This is a genomic window from Pseudomonas sp. SJZ074 (assembly GCF_007828215.1).
In the GTDB taxonomy this organism is placed as follows: Bacteria; Pseudomonadota; Gammaproteobacteria; order Pseudomonadales; family Pseudomonadaceae; genus Aquipseudomonas.
Genome location: NZ_VIUE01000018.1, coordinates 25609 through 46177, shown reverse-complemented (window position 1 = coordinate 46177; position 20569 = coordinate 25609). Strand labels below are relative to the sequence as shown.

Annotated in this window: 16 protein-coding genes; 15 read left to right on the top strand and 1 reads right to left on the bottom strand. The window is 62.5% G+C overall.

The features are described from left to right. Window positions 1–106 precede the first annotated feature (106 nt). Window positions 107–2023, top strand: a complete 1917-nt coding sequence (locus tag FBX99_RS18320) for an acyltransferase family protein (protein WP_144930105.1) — start codon at window positions 107–109, stop codon at window positions 2021–2023. A 202-nt stretch (window positions 2024–2225) separates the two neighbouring features. On the opposite strand, the gene FBX99_RS18315 is transcribed toward FBX99_RS18320, so the two are convergent. After that, window positions 2226–3923: a sulfatase-like hydrolase/transferase gene (locus FBX99_RS18315; RefSeq protein WP_145132525.1), complete on the bottom strand. Its 1698-nt coding sequence runs from the start codon at window positions 3921–3923 to the stop codon at window positions 2226–2228. Between the two features lie 378 nt (window positions 3924–4301). Between FBX99_RS18315 and FBX99_RS18310 the strand changes: the two genes are divergently transcribed. The 14 genes from FBX99_RS18310 (at window position 4302) to FBX99_RS18245 (ending at window position 20516) form a co-directional block, all read left to right on the top strand. Further along, complete coding sequence (locus FBX99_RS18310; RefSeq protein WP_145132429.1) at window positions 4302–5666, top strand: UDP-glucose/GDP-mannose dehydrogenase family protein; 1365 nt, start codon at window positions 4302–4304, stop codon at window positions 5664–5666. Then, entirely contained in the window at window positions 5663–6733 is a 1071-nt protein-coding gene (locus FBX99_RS18305; RefSeq protein WP_145132427.1) for an NAD-dependent epimerase, read from the top strand. Before FBX99_RS18310 ends, FBX99_RS18305 begins: the two co-directional genes overlap by 4 nt. After that, window positions 6730–7473, top strand: a complete 744-nt coding sequence (locus tag FBX99_RS18300; protein WP_145132425.1) for a sugar transferase — start codon at window positions 6730–6732, stop codon at window positions 7471–7473. Before FBX99_RS18305 ends, FBX99_RS18300 begins: the two co-directional genes overlap by 4 nt. Further along, complete coding sequence (locus tag FBX99_RS18295) at window positions 7474–8118, top strand: CpsD/CapB family tyrosine-protein kinase (protein WP_144930109.1); 645 nt, start codon at window positions 7474–7476, stop codon at window positions 8116–8118. It begins immediately after the preceding gene. Window positions 8119–8138: 20 nt separating this feature from the next. Beyond that, complete coding sequence (locus tag FBX99_RS18290) at window positions 8139–9164, top strand: polysaccharide biosynthesis/export family protein (RefSeq protein ID WP_144930110.1); 1026 nt, start codon at window positions 8139–8141, stop codon at window positions 9162–9164. Between the two features lie 15 nt (window positions 9165–9179). Then, window positions 9180–10772: a Wzz/FepE/Etk N-terminal domain-containing protein gene (locus FBX99_RS18285; RefSeq protein ID WP_144930111.1), complete on the top strand. Its 1593-nt coding sequence runs from the start codon at window positions 9180–9182 to the stop codon at window positions 10770–10772. Further along, window positions 10769–11872, top strand: a complete 1104-nt coding sequence (locus FBX99_RS18280) for a glycosyltransferase family 4 protein (RefSeq protein ID WP_145132423.1) — start codon at window positions 10769–10771, stop codon at window positions 11870–11872. Before FBX99_RS18285 ends, FBX99_RS18280 begins: the two co-directional genes overlap by 4 nt. Continuing rightward, entirely contained in the window at window positions 11869–13239 is a 1371-nt protein-coding gene (locus FBX99_RS18275) for an O-antigen ligase (protein WP_144930113.1), read from the top strand. Before FBX99_RS18280 ends, FBX99_RS18275 begins: the two co-directional genes overlap by 4 nt. Beyond that, window positions 13236–14195 carry a glycosyltransferase gene (locus FBX99_RS18270; RefSeq protein ID WP_144930114.1) on the top strand — a complete coding sequence of 320 codons (960 nt, stop codon included), beginning with the start codon at window positions 13236–13238 and terminating at the stop codon, window positions 14193–14195. Before FBX99_RS18275 ends, FBX99_RS18270 begins: the two co-directional genes overlap by 4 nt. Continuing rightward, window positions 14188–15324, top strand: coding sequence for a glycosyltransferase family 2 protein (locus tag FBX99_RS18265; protein WP_145132421.1), 1137 nt, complete (start codon window positions 14188–14190; stop codon window positions 15322–15324). Before FBX99_RS18270 ends, FBX99_RS18265 begins: the two co-directional genes overlap by 8 nt. Before the next feature lie 11 nt (window positions 15325–15335). Beyond that, window positions 15336–16340, top strand: a complete 1005-nt coding sequence (locus tag FBX99_RS18260) for a polysaccharide deacetylase family protein (RefSeq protein WP_144930116.1) — start codon at window positions 15336–15338, stop codon at window positions 16338–16340. Continuing rightward, entirely contained in the window at window positions 16337–17641 is a 1305-nt protein-coding gene (locus tag FBX99_RS18255) for a lipopolysaccharide biosynthesis protein (protein WP_144930117.1), read from the top strand. The genes FBX99_RS18260 and FBX99_RS18255 overlap by 4 nt, the downstream gene beginning before the upstream one ends. A gap of 245 nt (window positions 17642–17886) precedes the next feature. After that, complete coding sequence (locus FBX99_RS18250; RefSeq protein ID WP_145132419.1) at window positions 17887–19830, top strand: hypothetical protein; 1944 nt, start codon at window positions 17887–17889, stop codon at window positions 19828–19830. Further along, window positions 19827–20516: a GNAT family N-acetyltransferase gene (locus FBX99_RS18245; protein WP_145132417.1), complete on the top strand. Its 690-nt coding sequence runs from the start codon at window positions 19827–19829 to the stop codon at window positions 20514–20516. Before FBX99_RS18250 ends, FBX99_RS18245 begins: the two co-directional genes overlap by 4 nt. Window positions 20517–20569: the final 53 nt, after the last annotated feature.

Genomic DNA, 20569 nt, shown 5'->3' with positions numbered 1-20569 from the left:
TTTCCGGCTATGAATCAATGAATAGCAAATGCCGTTTGTATGCTGTCGGCGCAATCGTCATCGATATGACGCCCGGGATTGCCCCCTCTCAAGGATCCTCGCCGACATGTCCCACAGCCAATATCGCCCCGATATCGATGGGCTTCGCTCAATTGCCGTCCTGGCCGTTTTCGTCCATCACCTTAACGCCAGCCTGCTGCCCGGCGGGTTTGTTGGCGTCGACCTGTTTTTCGTCATTTCGGGATTCTTGATTACTTCACAGGTGTACGCCGAGATACGCAGCCATACCTTTTCGTTCAAACATTTTTACCAACGTCGCATCAACCGCATCCTGCCGGCGTTGGTAACGGTATTGCTGGTGACTGTGATCGCAGGAGGCTTCATCCTTTCCCCGGCCGACCTGACGCAATTGAACCTCAGTGCACTGTTCTCCCTGTTGGGTGTCTCGAACATCTACATCGCGATGAAGCATGGCAACTATTTCGCCACGGACGCCCACGAAGCCCCCTTGGTACACTCTTGGTCGCTGGGTATCGAAGAGCAGTTCTATCTGATCTGGCCATTGTTCATCCTTGGGCTTTATCGTCTCGCGCCCCGTTATGTCCTGCCTCTACTGGGCGTCGGCTTGGTGGTAGCACTGAGCGCTTCCGAATACGCCACGTCTCTCTTCCCCACAGCCTCTTACTACTTGTTACCCACGCGTTTTTTCGAGCTGATGTTGGGTGGAGCATTGGGTGTCTATCTGTCTCAACCACGCCAGCTCTACAAACAAGTGGTCGTGGTTTACGCAGCGACTGGATACGGGCTGATCATTTTTTCCCTGTTTGCCCTGAATCCCGACACTCCCTTCCCCGGGCTCATCGCCTTCATACCTTGCCTGGGCGCTGCGCTGTTGATCCTCGCTGGCCATAGTGACCGCTCCCGCTTGCTGACCAACCGCCCCATGGTGTTAATCGGCCTGATTTCCTATTCGCTTTATCTTTGGCATTGGCCGCTGATTGCTTACCTGAATTACCTGGACGTCGACATCACGCTTCCGGTGGGGATATCGCTGATGGGGGTGGCAATCTCGTTGTCCTGGTGCTCGTGGCGTTACATCGAGGTTCCTTTTCGACGGAGCGGACTGCGGCTGCCCTTTAGCCGTGTGGTGGCGCGTCGATTCCTGGCGCCAGCGCTTGGGCTGGCCGTGCTGACAGGGCTGAGCGTGCAGTTCCAGGGGTTTCCGCAACGCTTTGTGCCGCAAGTTGCCACACTTGAGGCCATGACGAAGGTCGAACCGCACAAGCTACGCAGCGGCTGCCACATGCCCAATGAGCGATCCAGCGCCGAGCCCGATCCGGATTGCCGCCTCGGTGCACACAAGGCACAACTCGACGGGATCATGGTCGGTGACTCGTTCGCCAACCATTTCACCGGCATGGTGGATATTCTGGCCGAATCCGATGACATCAGGTTGATGGACTACACCCTGGATTCCTGTCCGCCGATCTTTGGTCACACCGTAGAGGTGTCGGCGATGTATGGTGATCGTTGCATGAGGCGCAACCAGCGGGTGTTTGAGTTGATCGAGCAGAATCACTATGCCTATGTGGTATTGGCCGGGGTCTGGCCAAGGGGCGCCACAGACGGCGCTCTTGTCGAAGCGAGTATCAAACAAGTAACGGACCATGCCGGCAAGGTCATTGTGATTTTAAGCAACCAGAACATCACCCACGCCGCGACCTGCCCTGTGCGCCGCCTGATGTTCGGCGCCCATGGCTCCTGCTCGGCCCCGCTGGACATCACGGCGCCCTACTGGAGCGCGGTACGAGCCAAATTACCTCAAGTGCACTTCATCGACCCCAATCGGGTGATCTGCCCGGTGGGTCTGTGCAGCCCTATCATCGATGGACAGTTGTTGTATCGCGATGATGCACACCTGAACGATGTAGGCTCCCGCTTCATCGGCCGCACATTGCGCAACCAGGGTTTCTCGCTTCTGCAAGACCCGGTAGAACCGGGGCCGATCGCCACAATGAGATAGGAATTGGACTGGCCTCAATGGTGGTATATCCAGCACCGATGCAAGCTGGCCCACCGCAATCGCGAGCAGGCTCGCTCCCACAGGGGATTGGCGGTGGGCATGGGTGGTGTGTTTATCCCGGACCAGGGTGGGAGCGAGCCTGCTCGCGATGGAGGCAGCACAGGCAACATCAATGCAAGCTGACCCACCGTCATCGCGCCGTTCAGTGCCCTACTGCCATCTCTACCTGGGCCGGTAGCGGGGTCACGATGCTGTTCAGGTCAATGTGTTTCCACGCCGGTTTGGCGCCCAGGCGTGCATTGAATCGATAGTTGAAGGTGAAGTCGTCTTCGGTCGGTTGGTCCAGGGATTTCCCATACAGGGATTCGACTCCGGCACGGTCATAACCCATCAGCCGCAACAGCGTCGGGAAGATGTTGTAGTGGCTGGAACGGTCCTTGTTGCTGGCCCAGGCCTGCCGCCAATCGAGGGTCTGCAGGTGACTCCCTTGGATCACCACCAACGGCACCAACCCCTCCTCCTCCACCGGATCTCCGCCGCAGTGAGTGTTGAGCCCCGGGTTACCGCGTTCATGCAGGTCCTGGCCATGATCGGAGGTGTAGATCAGCACGGCATTGGCCAAGGCCGCCTGGTTGAAGATCCGTCGGAAAAACTCGCCGACATTCCACAGCAGCGTGTTCTGGTAGGCGTTGCGGTAGAGCACCCAATCATCCTTCTGGCCATTGAAACCGTCACGCCGGCCGGTGTCGGCCACGTCCTGATACTGCCCGCGCGGCAAGGCGGGGCGGTAGCTCATGAAATCGTCGGGGTATTTGTCGTGCACCGGGAAATGCGCGCCGACCTTGTTGATGACCACCAGCTCCGGTTGCCCGTCGCCCAACAGCTCGATCAATTTGTCCGCCGCCGCCATGTCGCGGTCGCGCACGCTGGTCTGATCGAATTGGACAAACACATCGATGTCCTTTTTCTCCAGATCGGTCATCAGGTTCTGCAGGTTGCCCCCCGTGCGCTGGGCGTCGATGTAGACGGTGCGCAAGCCCGCCCCCTTGGCGTATTGCCAGATCGACGGCTGGGTGCTGTTGATGCGCATGTAGTCGGCGCGGGTACCGCCATAGCGCAGGGTGACGTTGGTGTCGGCGCTGCAATTGGCAATGGACGCGGCGTAGCCGAAATTGAAAATTGCCACCCCCGACGGCGGTGTCTTGAGCCCGGTGTGCACACCCGACGACGTGTTGATATCCAAGTAGTTGCCGGAGATGCTTTCATCGATGATCAGCACTATGTCATGCCCGATCGGCGGCGTTTGCCGCACCAGCCGTACCGGTTCCCGAGGGCCGACCGTGTTGTGCAAGGCCTCGTAGGCGAACAGGTTCAAATAGGCCAGCGGGGTATACATCACCGGTAGACCACGGGCGCCCTCACCTGCCCGCACGAAGAGCACGCCGCTGAGCAACAGCACCCCCAGCAGCGGTGCGGCGATGGGGAGATAACCTGGCATCGCTAGCCGTCGGCGAGGCTGGAGGCCGATCCCCAACAGCAGCAACAGCCCGGCAAGCATCGCGTGGACGATCACCTCGCGGTACTGCCAGGCCGCCTCCTGGATAAAACCACCGGAGTACACCAGCGACACGAACTGACTGTAGGTCAGGTAACTGTCGGTCACCCGGGTGTACACCTCGAAGAACACCGCCGACGCAAACATCGCCAACGCAAACAGGTGCCGCACAAGGGCCTGGCGGATATACGCGGTCATCCACAACGCCACCACCAGTGCCACGAACATCGCGCCGAACAACACCGTCGCCAAGCCAAAACCCAGCGCCGTCAGACGGTCAAGGTAGTAGTCATACCCCCTGATCAGGTACAGCGCCAACAGCAATTCCTTGAGGTATCGGGCCATGTTTTTCTCGACGCAATCTTGACGTTGCAAAGGGCTCTGTTCCTGGACACTAGCAGCGGCTTTCCAAAGCGCAAGAAAGCCAATGAATCAAATGTGCGTCAAAAAAAAGTTAGCCCAAAAATGACACGAATACCCCCTGAAAAAACGAAAAATCTATGAATAAATACCGTTCATCGATTTTTTTGACGCGACTTTCAGCCTTTAAAACCGGCACTTTTCCAAGACTGTCAATAACTTGATATCAAAAAGCCGGACTCTTTCTAGTTTTGCCAACAGTGACAACTGTCATTTTGCTGACACGCTTTTCTGAGGCTGCGCTATACCCCCCTAAACAGTTTCATCCGAGTTACATAAAAACGATCTTCGAGGCACGCCAGAATGGACGTGAGCGTATTTGGGACGGGGTATGTGGGACTGATCCAGGCGGCAGCATTGGCCGACGTCGGGCATCGTGTGTTGTGCATCGACATCGACCCGAACAAGATCCGGCAACTGCAGCAAGCGGTCCCCCCGATCAGCGAACCGGGGCTCTCCGGATTGCTCGAAGACAACATCAAGGCCGGGCGCTTGTCGTTCAGCTCCCAGGCCAGCGATGCGGTCAATCATGGCGAACTCATTTTCATTGCCGTCGGCACCCCCGCCGATGAAGACGGCTCGGCAGACCTGAGCCACGTACTGGCGGTGACCCGGCAGATCGCCGACTTCATGGACAGCGATCGCACCCTGATCATCAAGTCCACCGTGCCCGTGGGTACGGCCGACAAGGTCACCGAATGCGCCCGCCAGGTGCTGGCCCGGCGCGGCCTGAAACGGTTGAACGTGCGGGTGGTGTCCAACCCCGAATTTCTCAAGGAAGGCAGCGCCCTGGCCGATTGCATGCGTCCGGACCGGATCATCGTCGGCACCGCCGATACCCTGGCCCGCGACCAGATGAGCGAGCTCTACGCGCCCTTCTGCCGCAACCACGAAAAGCTGATGTTCATGGATAACCGCAGCGCCGAGCTGACCAAGTACGCCGCCAACGCCATGCTCGCCACCCGCATCAGTTTCATGAACGAACTGGCCAACCTCACCGAACGACTGGGGGCCGACATCGAAGCGGTGCGCAAGGGTATCGGCTCTGACCCACGCATCGGTTACCACTTCATTTATCCCGGTTGCGGCTTCGGCGGATCGTGCTTCCCCAAGGACCTGCGAGCCCTGCTGCACACCGCCGAACAGAGCGGCATGCCGCTGCACCTGTTGCGCAGCGTTACCGACGTCAACGACCGCCAGCGGCACATCCTGTTCGAGAAACTCGCCAAGCAGTTTCCCGATGGCCTGGCCGGTAAATCGATTGCCGTCTGGGGCCTGGCCTTCAAGCCCAATACCGACGACATGCGCGAAGCGCCCAGCCGCTACCTGATGGAAGCGCTGTGGCGCGAAGGCGCCCGGGTCCAGGCCTACGACCCGGAAGCCATGTCTGAATGCCGGCGGCTCTACGGCTACCGCAAGGACCTGAACCTGTGTGCCACCCGTGACGATACCCTGGAAGACGCCGACGCGCTGGTGATCTGCACCGAGTGGAAGAACTTCCGCGTGGTGGATTTCGACCTGCTGGCCAGCAAACTGCGCGCCCGGGTCATCATTGACGGCCGCAACCTGTACAACCCGGAACACCTCGCTGCCGCCGGGCTGCTGTATCGCGGCATCGGGCTGCGGCACACCGTGCCGGCCGGCTCGGCACCAGGGCCGCAAGCGTGAATATCCTGGTAACCGGCGCGGCCGGTTTCATCGGCGCCCACTGCGTGCGGCGACTGCTGTGCGATGGCCATCGGGTGTGCGGGCTGGACAATTTCAACGACTACTACGACCCCCGGCTCAAGCATGACCGCATCGCCTGGGTGAAGGCTCAGGCTGGCGATTTTCCCCTGGCACGGCTGGACCTGACCGACGCCGGCGCCATCGACGAGCTGTTCCAATCGTACCGCCCGGAGGTGGTGATCCACCTCGCCGCACAGGCGGGGGTGCGCTACTCCCTGGAGAATCCAAGGGCCTACGTCGACAGCAACCTCACCGGGTTCCTGAACATCCTCGAAAGCTGCCGCCGTCATCCGGTCAGGCACCTGATCTACGCCTCCTCAAGCTCCGTGTATGGCGCTAACCCGCGCACGCCTTATTCAGAGCAGGACAATGTCGATCATCCGCTTTCGCTGTACGCGGCCAGCAAAAAAGCCAACGAACTGATGGCCCACAGCTACAGCCACCTGTTCGGCATCCCTTGCACCGGCTTGCGCTTTTTTACCGTGTATGGCCCCTGGGGGCGGCCGGACATGTCGCCGATCCAGTTCGCCCGTGCCATCGCCGAAGGTCGGGTGCTGCAGTTGTTCAACCATGGCGAGCACCAGCGTGATTTCACCTACATCGACGACATCGTCGAAAGCATCGCCCGGCTGATCGAGCGTCCGCCCCGCGTCACTGCCGCACGGGATCTGGCCCCCTTGGACCCGTCCACCAGCCGCGCGCCCTGGCGCATCTACAACATCGGCGGACAGCACCCAGTGGCCCTGCGGACCTACGTCGCGCTGCTGGAAAAACACCTGGGGCTGAGCGCCCGTATCGAGCTGTTGCCCCTGCAACCGGGTGATGTGCTCAACACCTGCGCCGACGCCAGCGACCTGGCGCGGGCCACTGGTTTCCAGCCACGTATCGAACTGGACGAAGGCCTGGGCCGCTTCATCGATTGGTTCCTCGATTACTACGGGCTGCCTGCTGCCCGCCCGCCGCTCGCGGCTGAACTTGCAGATGAAACTCAGAGGAGGAGTCTATGACCCGTCATGAGCAACCCCTTCCGCTCAATACCCCCGGCGACAAGCGTGTCGACCCCGAGCACCGCAGGCGTCTGGATGCAGCCATCCATCGACAAGGCCGTGGCTGGCTGACCGGCCGCGACGGCGGTCGGCCGTGGACCGTCTCGCGGACCAACCGGGTGGTCGCCTGTCTCGGCGCCTTGGTCCTGCTGGTCTTGCTCTGTCCGCTGTTGCTGGGCCTGGCCGTGCTGGTCAAGCTCTCCAGCCCCGGTCCGGTGCTGTTCGTGCAGAAGCGCACCGGCTACCGCGGCCGTGTCTTTGGCATGTACAAGTTCCGCACCATGGTCGCCAACGCCGAGGCTCTCAAGGAGTCGTTGCGCCACCTCAACAAGCACGGTGCCGACGCCATCGACTTCAAGATCGACAACGACCCGCGCATTACCCCCATCGGCCGGCTCCTGCGACGCAGCAGCCTCGACGAACTGCCAAACCTGATCAATGTGGTGACCGGCGACATGCGCCTGGTGGGCCCGCGCCCAACCTCGTTCAACGCCTATCGCTACAAGGACAACCATCTTGTGCGCCTGAGCATCTACCCCGGCCTGACCGGCCTGTGGCAGATCTCCGGGCGTAGCAATATCGACTTCGACCAGCGCGTGGAACTGGACCTCAGCTACATCGCCGAGCAGAGCCTGTTGTTGGATTTGAAGATCCTGATGATCACCCCCTTCAAAGTTTTCAGCGGCCACGGAGCGAGTTAAATGGACGGTTCAACGAATATCCTGAGCATCGCAAGCCCGAGCGAGACCAACCTGACCTCGACCGTGCTCGACCCCTCCCTGCGGATTCTGCTTCTGACGTCCGCCAACACCGGCACCGGCACCAGCACCAGTGCCATGGCACTGGCCGCTCAACTGGCGCAGATGAGCAGCGGCCGCGTACTGCTGGTGGACGCCAGCCAGTCACCGCACAACCTCAGCCAGCAACTGGGGCTGCAAAAAGAGCGCGGCTTCAGCGACCTGCTGTTCAACCACCTCACCCCGCCCCTGTTGCAGGACTGCGTGGTGCAAACCTCCAGCCTGCCCTTCGACGTGCTGCCTATCGGTCGCCTGGGGCGCAATGCCGAACGCTTCAATCCCGAACAGTTGCGCCACCTGTTCAGGCATCTGGCGGCGCAGTACCGCTTCGTGGTGATCGATGCCGACGCTGTGTATGCGGCCTCCGACACCCTGGTCATGAGCGCCCAGGTGGACGGCGTGGTGTTGGTGGTACGCGGAGAAGACACCCGCTGGGAAGTGGCCCAGGCCGCCCGCCAGCGCCTGGCCCAGGCCGGCGCGAAAGTGGTCGGCAGCGTGTTCAACCGGCGCAAGTACTACATGCCCAAGTGGCTCTACAACAACCTGTAAGCGTGCAGAAGGATGACGAGATGAACGCCAAGATGCTTGTCCTGCTGTTGCTGCCGCTTGCCGGCTGCTCCAGCACCAGCGATACCCGCTCGATGCCAGTGCAGATCATTACGGCCGCGCCGGCCAATGCCCAGGCCACCGACATGCCCAAGGTCGAACAGACCCTGCGGCCCCAGGATGTGCTCGATGTGATCTTTCACATCGGCATCACCAGTCCCCAGGCTTATCGCGTGCAGCCGGGCGACCAGGTGGCCCTGAGCTTCACGGCCGCCAGCCAGCTCAACGGCTCACAACTGGTGATGCCCGACGGCAGTATCGAACTGCCGGGGGCCAATACGTCGGTGAAAATCGCCGGCATGACCACCGACGAAGCGCGCCTGGCGGTGCAACGGGCCTACGATCAGAAAATGCTGTTCCAGCCCAATCGCAACCAGTTGACGGTGCTGGTGACCAGCCCGCTGTCTAACGAGACGAACCTGCGCAACACCTTGATCCACCCGGCCACCGGCATGAGCCGGGAAATCATCGTGGGCCGGGATGGCTACGCCAGCTTCCCGGAAATCGGCTCGGTACCGTTGCAAGGGATGACCGTCACCCAGTTGGAAACTTTCCTCAACGAGCGCTACGCCCAACTGCCCGGCCACATGACCGTGGACGTGCTGCTCAAGTCCACCGCCGGCAATGAGATCTATGTCCTCGGTGAAGTGGCCCAACCCGGTTCCTACCCGATTCGCCGGCCGATCTCCGTGCTCGAAGCACTGACCCTGGCCCGAGGTACAAACGTCAAGGCGCGGCTCGACTCGGTGGTGATCATGCGTCGCAACGGCAATCAGGTCGAAGCCCGTCACTACGACGTGGAAAAAGCCCTGAGCGGCGACGCCTCGCAGATTGCCTACCTGCAGCCGGAAGACATGCTCTTCGTGCCCAAGACCAAGCTTGCCAGCGCCGGCGAACTCGCCAGGCAACTGGCCGACGTGGTGCTGTTCCAGGGCATGGGGGTCAGCTTCGGCTACCGCCTCGACAACAAAAGCAGCAACAGCAACTGAGCCAGGTGATCGATCATGAGTCCCAAGGAAAACTACCTGCATGAGTTCTTCAGGATCTTCTTCGCCAACAAACAGTGGGTGAAGCGCATCTTCCTGGTCTTCGCCGTGATTGCCCTGGCGCTGCCATTGATGCTCAAACAGAGTTTCGATATCACCGCCCAAGTGATCGTACAGTCGAAAAAACTCTCCCAAGGCGACGCTACCACGTCGTTGAACCAGGAAAACGCCACCTTCGTTCCACCGTCTCTGGCGGACATGGAAACCGAGAGCAATATCCTGCGTTCGCCGGCGCTGATCCGGCAGACCATCAGCACCCTGCGCGACCAGGGCGAGTACAACCCCAGCCCCGGCATCTTCAACAAATGGGTGAGCGAACCGTTCAAACGCTACGTCACCACGCCGTTGCGCGAGTACGTGATCAATCCATTGCGCGATGGCCTGGGGCTGGAGGTCGATCCGGTGCGCGACACCGTGCTCGATTCGCTGACTGACGAAGCCGTCGACAACCTCAAGATCGAGACCCTGCCCGGCTCCAATGTCATTTCCATCGTCTACAGCTTCGGCGACCCACAGCAAGGCACCCGGTTCGTGGCGCAACTGCTGCAGAACTACCTCAGCGGCCGCCAGGAACTGCAATCGATCGAGTTGCCGCAAACCTTCTATGAACAGAAGAAAAGCCAATACCAGAATCGCCTCGACGGTCTGGAAGGCAATCGGCTGGCATTGCTCGAAGGCGTCGGTTCGGCTGATCCCAAGGAGGAAATCACCTTCCGCCTGAACGCCATCAACACTGAAGAGCAGGCCCTGAACCTGTACCAGGATCGCCTGCTGCAAAGCCAGCGCTGGCTCGATTACCTCAAGACCAGCCTGGCGGCGGCGAACAGCTCGAAGTTCAACGACTACACCTTTCCCTTCACCTTCACCACTACCGTGGACAACATCGCCTTCGAAGACCGGGAAATCAAACAGTTGGGTGAACAACTGACCAGCCAGGTCAGCCGCTACATGAATGACCTGGCGATCTTCCAGCCCGGCAGCGAACCGATGCTGCTGGCTCGGGAACAGATCGTGCGCACCCGCCAGCAATTTCTGAAGGTGGTGAACAACCGGATCCAGGAGCGCACTACCGACCTGGCGGTGGTCAGTTCGGTGATCAATCAGAAGGTCGAGCGCATCGCTGCGTTCAAGGGGCGCATCCACCAGTTGCAGGAAGCCCAGAGCAAGTTGCAGCAGATGGACACCGAAATCAACGCCCTGCATGCGGCGTTCTCCACCTACGCTCAACGGTTCGCCGAAGCCAGCACCGCCCGCTCGCTGGACAACGACCTGTCCAACGCCCGCGTGCTCAGCCCGCCCTTCGAACCGACCGCCGCGGCCTTCCCCAAGCCGATGCTGATCATCCCGTTCGGCCTGTTCAGCGGCCTGTTGCTGGCAATTGCCCTGGTCTACGTGCGTGAGTTCTTCGACCATCGCTTCAAGCATCCAGCGCAGATCAGCCAGCAACTGGATGTACCGGTGCTGTTGGTGATCAACGAGCAGTCTCCCGACCAGATCAACCCGCATCGCAACTGGACGCTGCCCAGCCTGGTCCATTGGGTGCGCAATTGAACGCGCCGTTCGGCCCGTCCCACCGCAGCAGCCCCCTGCCGATCATTCATTTGCTCGACAGCGGCGGCTTCTACGGGGCCGAGCGGATGCTGCTCGATCATTGCCTGGCGACCCCGGGACAGCACCAGGTGCTGTTCCTCGCGGCGCCGCCGACCTTGATCGCGCGCTTTCGCCAGGCCGGGGTCGATTGCCATCACTGTGGGAGTTGGGGCGAGCTGTTGCAGCACTTGCGCCAACGGCGCGGCGAACAACCGCTGCTCAACACCCATAACTTCAAGGGGCTGCTGTTCGGCTGGACCGCGGCCACGTTGCTGCGCCTGCCGCTGGTGATCACCCAGCACGGGTTCACGCCGCGCAGCCCGAAGCAGCGTTTCTACACCTGGTTGAGCCTGCAACTGTGCCGCACGGCGTCGGTCAAGCGCGTGGTCTGCGTCGCCGAAAGCATCGCCGTGCTGCACCGCCAGGCCAGCGTGCGGGCGGAGAAAGTCGCGGTGATCCCCAATGGCTTGCCGACACCCACGGCGCCTGTGGCTCATCGCGACGACGGCCAGCGCTGGCGGGTCGGCTACGTCGGCCGCTTGAGCAGCGAGAAAGGCCCGGACCTGTTCCTCGACGCCATGATCCCCCTGTGCCAGCGGCACCCGTCGCTGCACGCGGTGATGCTCGGCGACGGCCCGGAACGCCAGGCCCTGCTCAGACGCATCACCGATGCCGGGCTGCCCACCCGCATCGAACTGCCCGGGTACCAGACCGACATGAACGCCTGGTGGAGTCGCCTCGATGCGTTGGTGATCAGTTCGCGCACCGAAGGCACGCCGATGATTCTGCTCGAGGCCATGCAAGCCGGGGTCCCGGTGGTGGCGTTCGGCGTCGGCGGCATTCCCGATGTCGTACAGGACCGGCACAACGGTTTGCTCGCCGCACCGGCCGACAGCGCCGACCTGGCTCGGCAGATCGAGACGCTGTTCAGCGAACCGCCCCTGGCGCAGATCCTGGCCGATAACGCACGCGGCACCCAACAGGACCGCTACGACTTGCGCACGCTGGCCGAACGCTGGTCGCAGCTCTACATCCGTACGGCACGGGAGGCTCGCCCATGATTGTCCCACTCTCGATCGTCAGCCTGCTGGGGCTGGTTTGCCTGGCCTTGCTGGCCAGCCCGTATCCGTTTCTGGCGCCGGGGGCGGTGCTGGGCCTGGTGGGTGTCGCCGCGCTCTATCGCAAACCCGGCTGGGGCCTGCTGGGCATCGCTGCGCTGGTCCCGTTCGAAGGGTTGTTCAAGGACAACCCGCTCTCGGGCAGCAAATTCTTCGGCCTGGCACTGGTACTGATCCTGATGCTGCAACTGGCCCTGCAGCAGATCCCAGGCACACGCCTGCGCAGCAATATCTGGCGGCCGCTGATCGGCTTCATGATGCTGTATGGCCTGAGCCTGTACCTGTCGGACAGCCCGGAGCTGTCGATGACCCATTTGCGCGAATTGAGCGTGGGGTTGACCCTGTTCGTCATCACCCTGTTGATCGGCCGCGAACTGAACCTCGACTTGTTCTGCCGCGTGATGACGCTGAGTGTCGGCGCCACCTGCCTGCTGGCGATGTTTTCCGCCAAATATCAGGATCAGGGTCGCGCCTCGGGCCTGCTGGAAGACCCGAACGCCTTCGCCCTGCTGATCGCCTTTACCATGCCCCTGGCGTTGCTGCTGGTGGTGCGCGGACCGAACCTGCTGCAACGGTTGTTCTGGATGGGTTGTCTGGCGTTGCTGCTGGGTGGCATGACCAAGACTGAATCGCGTTCGGGGCTGGTGGTGCTCCTGCTCAGCCTGGCGATCGGGCTGTATCACTATCGCGCACAACTGCCGCGTGTCCGTCCACGGCACCTGGGATTCGCCATGCTCGGGCTGGCGCTGCTGGTGCCGCTGGCAGTCGCCGTAATGCCGGCCGGCTACATCGCACGTATCCAGTCGTTGAGTATCCTCAGCGCCGGCGTCAATGCCTATAAGGACGAATCCCTCGGCCGGCGTGCTTCGTACATCGTGGTGGGCAGCCAGATGATCCGCGAGAACCCGGTGCTCGGCACCGGCCCCGGCACCTTCCCGCTGCACTATGCGCCCACCGGCTACGCCAAGGCGTTCTCGGCCAATCGCAAGCTGGGGGACCTGTATCGTCGGGCCCATAACACCTACCTGGAGATCTTCAGTGAAATCGGCATTCCGGGCGGGCTGATGTTCGTCGGCATGCTGGGCCTGGGCCTGTACAACCTGCTGCAGGCCCGCCGGCTCTGGCTCGCACGCCGCGACTGGGCGCAGGCGGATCTGCTGACGCACCTGGGCACGAGTTTTCTCTCGCTGATGCTGTTCCTGACGTTCCTCAGCGCGCCGAACCACAAGTTGCTATGGATCATGCTCGCCTTGACCTCCGTGTTGCGCCAGGAGGCCGAACAGGCAACGCCGAAGGAGGCGCGCCCATGAACCGGGTCAGCATCGTGATCCCGATGTACAACGAGGCCCGGCACATCGGCCGTACCTTGCGGGCGGCCCAGGAAGCCGCTCGCCAGGCACAGCTGGAGTGCGAGCTGATCGTGGTGGACAACGGCTCCGATGATCATGGGCCGCATATCGCCAACGAACTGGGCGCGCGGGTGTTGATTGTGCCGGGCGTGCACATCGGTGCCCTGCGCAACCGCGGCGCGGCGGCGGCCCATGGCGACTGGCTGGCGTTCATCGACGCCGACATCGAGATGCCGGCCAACTGGCTCAAGCTGCTGCTGGAACTGGAGGGGCACCAGGGCGATGTACTGGGCCTGGACCTCAACACGCCCCGCCAGGCCCCTTGGTTCGCCGAAGCCTGGCAGCGTCGCAGCCAGCGTCCCGGTGCCCACCGCCTGCACCGGGTACAGTGGCTGCCCAGCGCCAACCTGCTGATGCGTCGGTCGTGGTTCGAACGGGTCGGCGGCTTCGACGAAACCCTGCGCACCGGCGAGGACAAGGACTTTTCCCTGCGCCTGCGCCAGATCGACGCGCAACTGTTGCTGGTCAACGAATGCGTGGCCTTGCATTGGGGCTACGAAGGCAGTTGGCGCGAGTGGATGAGCAAGGAATTGTGGCGCCAGGGCAGTCATTTGCAATTGCTGCGCAGCCACGGTCCGAGCTTGCGCCTGCTGCGTTTCCCGGTGCTGTCCATCGCGGCCTGGGGGCTGGATGTGCTGGCGCTGGTCGCCTCGCTCCAGGGTCAGTTGCGCCTGGCGCTGATGCTGTTGCTGATCACCTCGCTGCCGCCGTTGTTTCTCAGCCTGCGCCAAAGCCGGCGCGACCCGCGCCTGACCTTGCAGCTATGGGCCTTGCATGGGGTGCGCCTGCACCTGACCGGTGCCGCGTTGTTGCTCAACCTTTGTCATTGGAACGTCAGGAGACCTGCCCGTGGCTGAATTCATTTATTGGGGCTGCCTGTTGCTGCCGGTGTATGCCTACCTCGGCTACCCGCTGATGCTGAGCCTGCTGACACCACTGTTTCCGGTCCGGCGCTACGGCAAGGCGCTGCCGATGGACATCAGCATCGTCATCGCCGCCCACAACGAAGCACGGCACATCGAAGACAAATTGCGCACCTTGCTCGCCCAGGATTATCCGGCGCGCTCGCTGCAGATCATTCTCGCCAGCGACGGTTCCAGCGACGACACGGTGGCCTGCGCGCGCAAGATAATCGACCCGCGCATCACCGTGCTCGACCTGCCCCGCCAGGGCAAGGTCGCGGCGCTCAATACCGGCGTGGCCCACAGCAGCGGCGAGATCCTGGTCTTTACCGACGCCGATAACCAATGGAGCCATGACACCCTCGGCCATTTGCTCGCCCCCTTAGGCGATCCGGAGGTCGGCGCCTGTGCCGGACACATGGAAATCCCCGTGCCGGGCCAGGGCCTGAGCCTGGGCGACAGCCTGTACCGGCACTACGAAGGCTGGCTGCGACGGCTGGAAAGCCGTACCGACTGCATGGTTTCAGCCGATGGTGCGCTGCTGGCACTGCGCCGGGAGCTGTTCGAGCCGATCCCGGCCCAGGTCAACGATGATTTCTTCCTCAGCACCTGCGCACCGGCCGCTGGCAAATCCATCGTCTATGTGCCGAAGGCCCGAGTGATCGACCAGGGCGTGGACGAGGCCGACAAGCAGTTTCGCCGGCGCCAGCGGGTCACCGTCGGAGGCCTGCAGAGCCTGGCCCAGCGCCGGGCGCTGCTCAATCCGCTGCGGCATGGTCTGTACGCCATCGGGCTGATCAGCCATAAGCTGATCCGCCGCCTGGCGCCGGTCTTGCTGCTGCCGCTGCTGCTCAGCAACCTCTGGTTGTGGAGCGACCAGGGGTTCTATCGCCTGAGCCTGGCCGCCCAAATACTCGGCTACGCCATGGCGCTGCTTGGCCTGCTGGATATGCACCACCGCTTGCCCCGGCCCTTCCGCCTGGCGGCGTTCGTGCTGGTGACGCTGGCGGGCATGAGCATCGGCCTGTGGCAGTTCCTGCGAGGCCGGCGCTACAGCCAATGGAATCCCGAGCAGAACCGCTGAGGAGGTGACCGATGTCGATCAAACAAGTCTTCAAACTCACCGGCGGCTGGCTGTACCTGAACACGGCCCTGGGCCGCGGCCCGTTGCGGGGTGCCGGCGTGATCCTGATGCTGCATCGCGTACTGAGCAACGACCGCGCCGCCGAACTGCCCCATCGCAACGAATTGTGCGTGGGGCCGGAAGCCTTCGAGCACTTGCTGATCTGGCTGCAACGGTACTTCGAATGCGTGCCCCTGATGACCTTGCTACTGGCCGACCCAGCCACCGTTCCGGACCGTCCCCGGGTCGCCCTGACCTTCGACGACGGTTGGCGCGACAACGCCATGAATGCCTTTCCCCTGCTGCGCCAATATCAGGTACCCGCCAGTATTTTCCTCTCAACCGATTTCATTGGCAGTCGCCAGCACTTCTGGTGGGAAAGCATCGGCGAAACCCTGTGGGGCAGTCACGGCCAAGTGGCGCGGCTGGCGCTGATCGAACACTTGCAACAAGCCGGACGGCCGCTGCCGGTGATGCTCGATGACCTGGACGACGAACGCCGCAGCCTGTCATTGCTGCATTATCTGCAAAGCCTCAAGACCCTCGATCCGCAAACCCTGAGCGACCTCACCGACACCTGTCCCCATGGCGCCCAGCCCCAGGCGTTGGACTGGACCCAGGTGCGCATGCTCGAAGATTCGGGCCTGGTGCGCTTCGGCCCACACGGCGCCAGCCACGCGATTCTCACCAAGCTTGACGATCAACGCCTGCATGAAGAACTGAGTCGCAGCCGGATAGCCCTGGAAAACGCCTGCGCCCAACCGTTGCCGGTGTATTGCTATCCCAATGGCGATCACGACGAGCGCGTCCGCCACCAAGTGGCGGCCCACGGTTTTTCGTTCGCCCTGGGCACCGAGGCCGGGCTCTATCGCAACGACGGCGACCCCTTGAACGTGCCGCGCTTCGGCGTCAGCCAGCGCAATGCCCTTCATCCCGAACTGCTGGCCTGGCGCATACGTCGAGGGACACGTTCATGAGCCGAGCGCATTACATCAAGCACCTGGTGCTGAGCACGGGCACGAGCCTGGCGATGATCGGCCTGCGCCTGCTGCGCAACGTGTTGCTGGCACGCATTCTGGGGCCCAGCGAACGCGGGTTGTTCGCCCTGCTCAGCACCCTGCCGGACCTGATCAGCGCCGCCACCAGCGGTGGCCTGAACTCCGCCGTGGGTTATCAGGCGGCGCAGCAGCGTTCGATGGGGCTGCTGCTCAGCCAGGTGCTGGTGTTCGGTTGCCTGTTGGCCGGGTTGTTGACCCTGTTGGTCGTGGCGCTGGCGCGGGAGTTCGGTACCGACCTGGACATCACCACTCAGTTGGGTCTGCTGGCCTGGCTGCTGTTGCTCGCCGTGCCGTTGAGCGTACTCAAGAGCGGCCTGCTGACGCTGCACAATGCCTCAGGCGGCGTGGGCGGCTTCAACGCCTTGCGCCTGATGGAATCCCTGACACCGCTGCTGTTGTTCCTGGCGTTGTTCTGGATGTGGAAGGACGCAGCCCTGGAAGCGGCGTTGATCAGCTGGCTGACGGGCTTGAGCCTGGTGGTGCTGGCCGGCTGGGTCTGGTTGCGGCGCGATCACGATGTGTCGCTGCAATGGAACCGTGCCAGCCAGGGCGAGCTGCTGCGCTACGGTGCCCGCAGCCATCCGGACCTGCTGTTCCAGCAAGTAATGCTGCGCTCGGACTACCTGTTCATCGGCGCCCTGCTGGGCAGCACCGCCCTGGGTCATTACGCCATGGCCAGCGCCGCCGCCGAGCTGCTGCTGATCGTACCGGAGGCCGTGACCACCCCGCTGATGAAACGCCTGTTGCAACAGGACCGCGACATGCAGCGCCTGACGCCCCTGGCGCTGCGCCTGACCGCCACGGTGATGCTCGGCGCCTGCCTGGCTATGGCGCTGATCGGCGAATGGTTGATCGTGATCTTGTTCGGCGTGGCCTACCAACCGGCTTACCCGGCCTTGCTGGCCTTGCTGCCAGGGCTGTTCGGACTGTGCTACGCGAGCATCCTGCGCCTGGACCTGCTGGGCAAAAACCGGCCCGGCACGGTATCGCTGCTGATGGGCGTGGGGGCGTTGTTGAACCTGGCGCTGAACGTACTGCTGATTCCCCGCTACGGCATCGTCGGCGCCGCTGCCTCGTCCTCCATCGCGTACCTGGGAGTGACCCTGGCGTTGCTGGCGATATATTGCCGTCTCAGCGGCGTGGCGCTGTGGCAGACGTTGATCATCCTGCCCAGCGACCTGTTGCCGATGCGGCAGATGCTGATGGGGAAATCGGCATGAGCTTCGTCGCCCCTCAGTCCGCCATCGCGAGCAGGCTCGCTCCCACAGGGATCTCACCGAACCGTGTGGGAGCGGGCTTGCTCGCGAAAGCGGCGGCGCGGCCTGTACAGATGCTGGATGTGACAACCCTTTCGCGAGCAAGCCCGCTCCCACAGGGGCCTGGTGTCGATCACAGTATCCGCGGCCGGTACAGATCCAGGGTGGGAGCGAGCCTGCTCGCGATGGGGTCGGCGCGGTGCTGGATAATGGCTGCATGCCTTTGGGCCCTGACACTTTCAGCCCAGGGCGCCTCCATGTCCTGGACCGGCATCCGTGATGGCAGCCTGTATCTGCAGACCGACCGGCCGGACAGCGTGACCGTGCGCTGGGTGCCGGCCTGGCAGGCCAATGCCAATTCGGAACACCTCTACCTGCTCGACGGCCAGGGGCGCCTGGCAGGGAAACGCTTGATCAAGAAGGTCCAGGAACGTGGCGAACAACAGTGGCCCTTGCTGCCGGGGGCCGCCAGCTATCGCCTGGAAATTCCCGGTTACAGCTTCCGCCGCTACAGCGTCGAACATGATGCGCGTACCCAGGCGCTGTTCGCACCGGCAAAGGTGCATTTCAGCGTCGAAACCCACGACGGCGATGAGTTGTATTTCAAAGTCGCCCCCGGCGAACAGGCCGTGCTGGCAGGCAAGTTCCACGGCGGCGTGCGCAGCCTGCGAGCCCGGCGCGTCGCCGACGGCAAACAGCTTCAGTTGAACCTCAAGCCGTACCCGGCCTATTGGCAGTTCGATCAAGTCGCCCTGCCCGTCGCCAATGTCGAGCAAACCTGGCGTCTGCAATTGCAGGGTAACGGCAAGGCGGCATTCTGGCTGGATGGCACGGCGAACCTGTTCGCCCAGGATCCGGCGCATCTGCAACCGCTGCGCCAGGACCCGGGGCAGGCGCGCCTGAAACTCTATGGCGATGTCCTGGGAACAACCCCGAAACTGGGGGCCTACCTGCCCTACGTCGTGCCCCCGCCATCGACCTACCCGGCGATCGAAGCCCTCAAGCCCCAGGCCGCCAGTTATTACAGCCTGGTCGACATCATCGCGGACAGGCCGGACTATGAAAATAAGTTTCGGCGCCTGTACCAGGACCGCTTCGGCATTACCCAGGACGTCACCCTCCTGGCCGGTAGCGCGCGCAAGGCCGACCTGCAGGCCGACCGAGTCAGCAACAACGGTTTGCAAAACTGGCTCAAGGCGACCCAAGCCTTGGGCGGCAAAGGCATCCACTACCTCAGTTTCGCCGATGAGCCGAACCTCAACTATCCGGATTTCGCCAGCTACCAGCAGGTGTTCGAGAGCATGGTCGATCAGGTGCGCGCCACCCCCGCCAATGCCCGCACCGGTGTGCGCATTACCATACCGCCCAGTTCCCGGTTCACCAATGGTCCTTTGGCGGAAAACGCCGTTGATCGGCGTGGGATCGATTGGGCGCGACGCCTGCTGGCCAAGCACGATGACCAGATCGACGCCCTGGCCTGGCATGAATGGATGATCCGCGACCTGCTCGCCACCCGAGTGTACCGCCACAGTGTGCGTCAGGCCGCCCGTCTGGTGGGCCTGGATAATAACGGACGACCGCGCAAGGCCCTGCTGCTGGATCAGACCAACATGTCCAGCGGCTCGAGCCTGAGCCCCTACGACCAGGAAACCCACTACGCCGCCCTGTGGTGGACGTCCGTGGTCATCAACGCCTCGGCCGACGGCTGGCTGGACATGCTCAACTGGTTCATGCTCGCCGACGAACCTGAGTACCCCAAAGGCATGATGCGGCTGCTGGACAACCAGCGCTTCGAACTCAAGCCGGTGGGCCTGGCCCAGCAATTCATCCAACAGCATTGGCTCAACCAGGTGCTACGCCTGGATAACGACGCCTTCGAAGTCGACGCGCTGGCCATGGCCACCGACGCGAAGCGCAGCCTGCTGGGCGTGAACAAGAGCACGCGCCCGCAACAGGTCAGCCTGGACGGCGTGCCCTGTCCCCAGGCGCAAGCGGAGCTGGTGTATTTCGGCCCCGACGACCAAAGCCGCAGCGCCCCGTTCAACTGCGAGGCCGGGCAGATCCGTTTTCTCCTGCCAGGAGAAACCGTGTTTGCCCTGGGCTGGACCGCTCCCTCTTTCCCCCCACCCGCCACCCGTCAGGAGGCACCATGAGCGTTCTGCAAGCGTTACGTGATGGCATTCAAAGAAAAGGCCTGCGCGCTGTTCTCAGACAGCTGTTCAGGCGTTACGTGTTTTTCCACACCCGACTGGTGTGGCTGGAGCACGATGTACGGACCCCACTCCCCCCGCATAACCTCAAGCCCTACCCACCGATGCGCCTGGAGTTCATCACGGTCAGCAATGCCGATGCTTTTGCCCGGCACTTCGGCAACCGCGTCGAAACCATGCGCGAGCTGGCGGCCGAAGGCTACACAGGCTTGATGTACCTGGATGCGCAGGGCGACACCGTGGGTTTCGCCTGGGCCAGTACACGGGACTATTTCGACCGCCATTTCTATCGTTGCAATTTTCCGATCAAACCTGGTGAGTACTTTCAGTTCGGTGGCGAGGCGATCCGTGCATATTGGGGTACCCGTATATCGGCGGACATGCAGCTGGAAATGTGGAAAATCATGGCGGACAGCGGCTGCGACACCATGGTCGATGTCTGCGATTTGAAAAACACTCCGGCGATCAAGATGCACCTGCGCATGGGCTTCCAGGAGCGCGGCAAAATCACCCACGTGTACCGCCTGTTCGGTCGCTGGCGGTTTTTCCGTGACACGTTCTACCGCGGCTCGGCACTGGACGCCTTTCGTAAACCGGCCGCGCCGCTTGCATCGGCTGCGCCGGCCTGAGGTCCATGGCGATCCATCCCCATCGCGAGCACACTCGCGATGGGTTCTTTCCC

Bases quoted from the DNA above. Each gene is read 5' to 3' on its own strand.
- FBX99_RS18320 (WP_144930105.1), top strand. From the start codon at position 107: ATGTCCCACAGCCAATATCGCCCCGATATCGATGGGCTTCGCTCAATT.
- FBX99_RS18315 (WP_145132525.1), bottom strand. From the start codon at position 3,923: ATGGCCCGATACCTCAAGGAATTGCTGTTGGCGCTGTACCTGATCAGG.
- FBX99_RS18310 (WP_145132429.1), top strand. From the start codon at position 4,302: ATGGACGTGAGCGTATTTGGGACGGGGTATGTGGGACTGATCCAGGCG.
- FBX99_RS18300 (WP_145132425.1), top strand. From the start codon at position 6,730: ATGACCCGTCATGAGCAACCCCTTCCGCTCAATACCCCCGGCGACAAG.
- FBX99_RS18295 (WP_144930109.1), top strand. From the start codon at position 7,474: ATGGACGGTTCAACGAATATCCTGAGCATCGCAAGCCCGAGCGAGACC.
- FBX99_RS18290 (WP_144930110.1), top strand. From the start codon at position 8,139: ATGAACGCCAAGATGCTTGTCCTGCTGTTGCTGCCGCTTGCCGGCTGC.
- FBX99_RS18285 (WP_144930111.1), top strand. From the start codon at position 9,180: ATGAGTCCCAAGGAAAACTACCTGCATGAGTTCTTCAGGATCTTCTTC.
- FBX99_RS18275 (WP_144930113.1), top strand. From the start codon at position 11,869: ATGATTGTCCCACTCTCGATCGTCAGCCTGCTGGGGCTGGTTTGCCTG.
- FBX99_RS18270 (WP_144930114.1), top strand. From the start codon at position 13,236: ATGAACCGGGTCAGCATCGTGATCCCGATGTACAACGAGGCCCGGCAC.
- FBX99_RS18260 (WP_144930116.1), top strand. From the start codon at position 15,336: ATGTCGATCAAACAAGTCTTCAAACTCACCGGCGGCTGGCTGTACCTG.
- FBX99_RS18255 (WP_144930117.1), top strand. From the start codon at position 16,337: ATGAGCCGAGCGCATTACATCAAGCACCTGGTGCTGAGCACGGGCACG.
- FBX99_RS18250 (WP_145132419.1), top strand. From the start codon at position 17,887: ATGGCTGCATGCCTTTGGGCCCTGACACTTTCAGCCCAGGGCGCCTCC.
- FBX99_RS18245 (WP_145132417.1), top strand. From the start codon at position 19,827: ATGAGCGTTCTGCAAGCGTTACGTGATGGCATTCAAAGAAAAGGCCTG.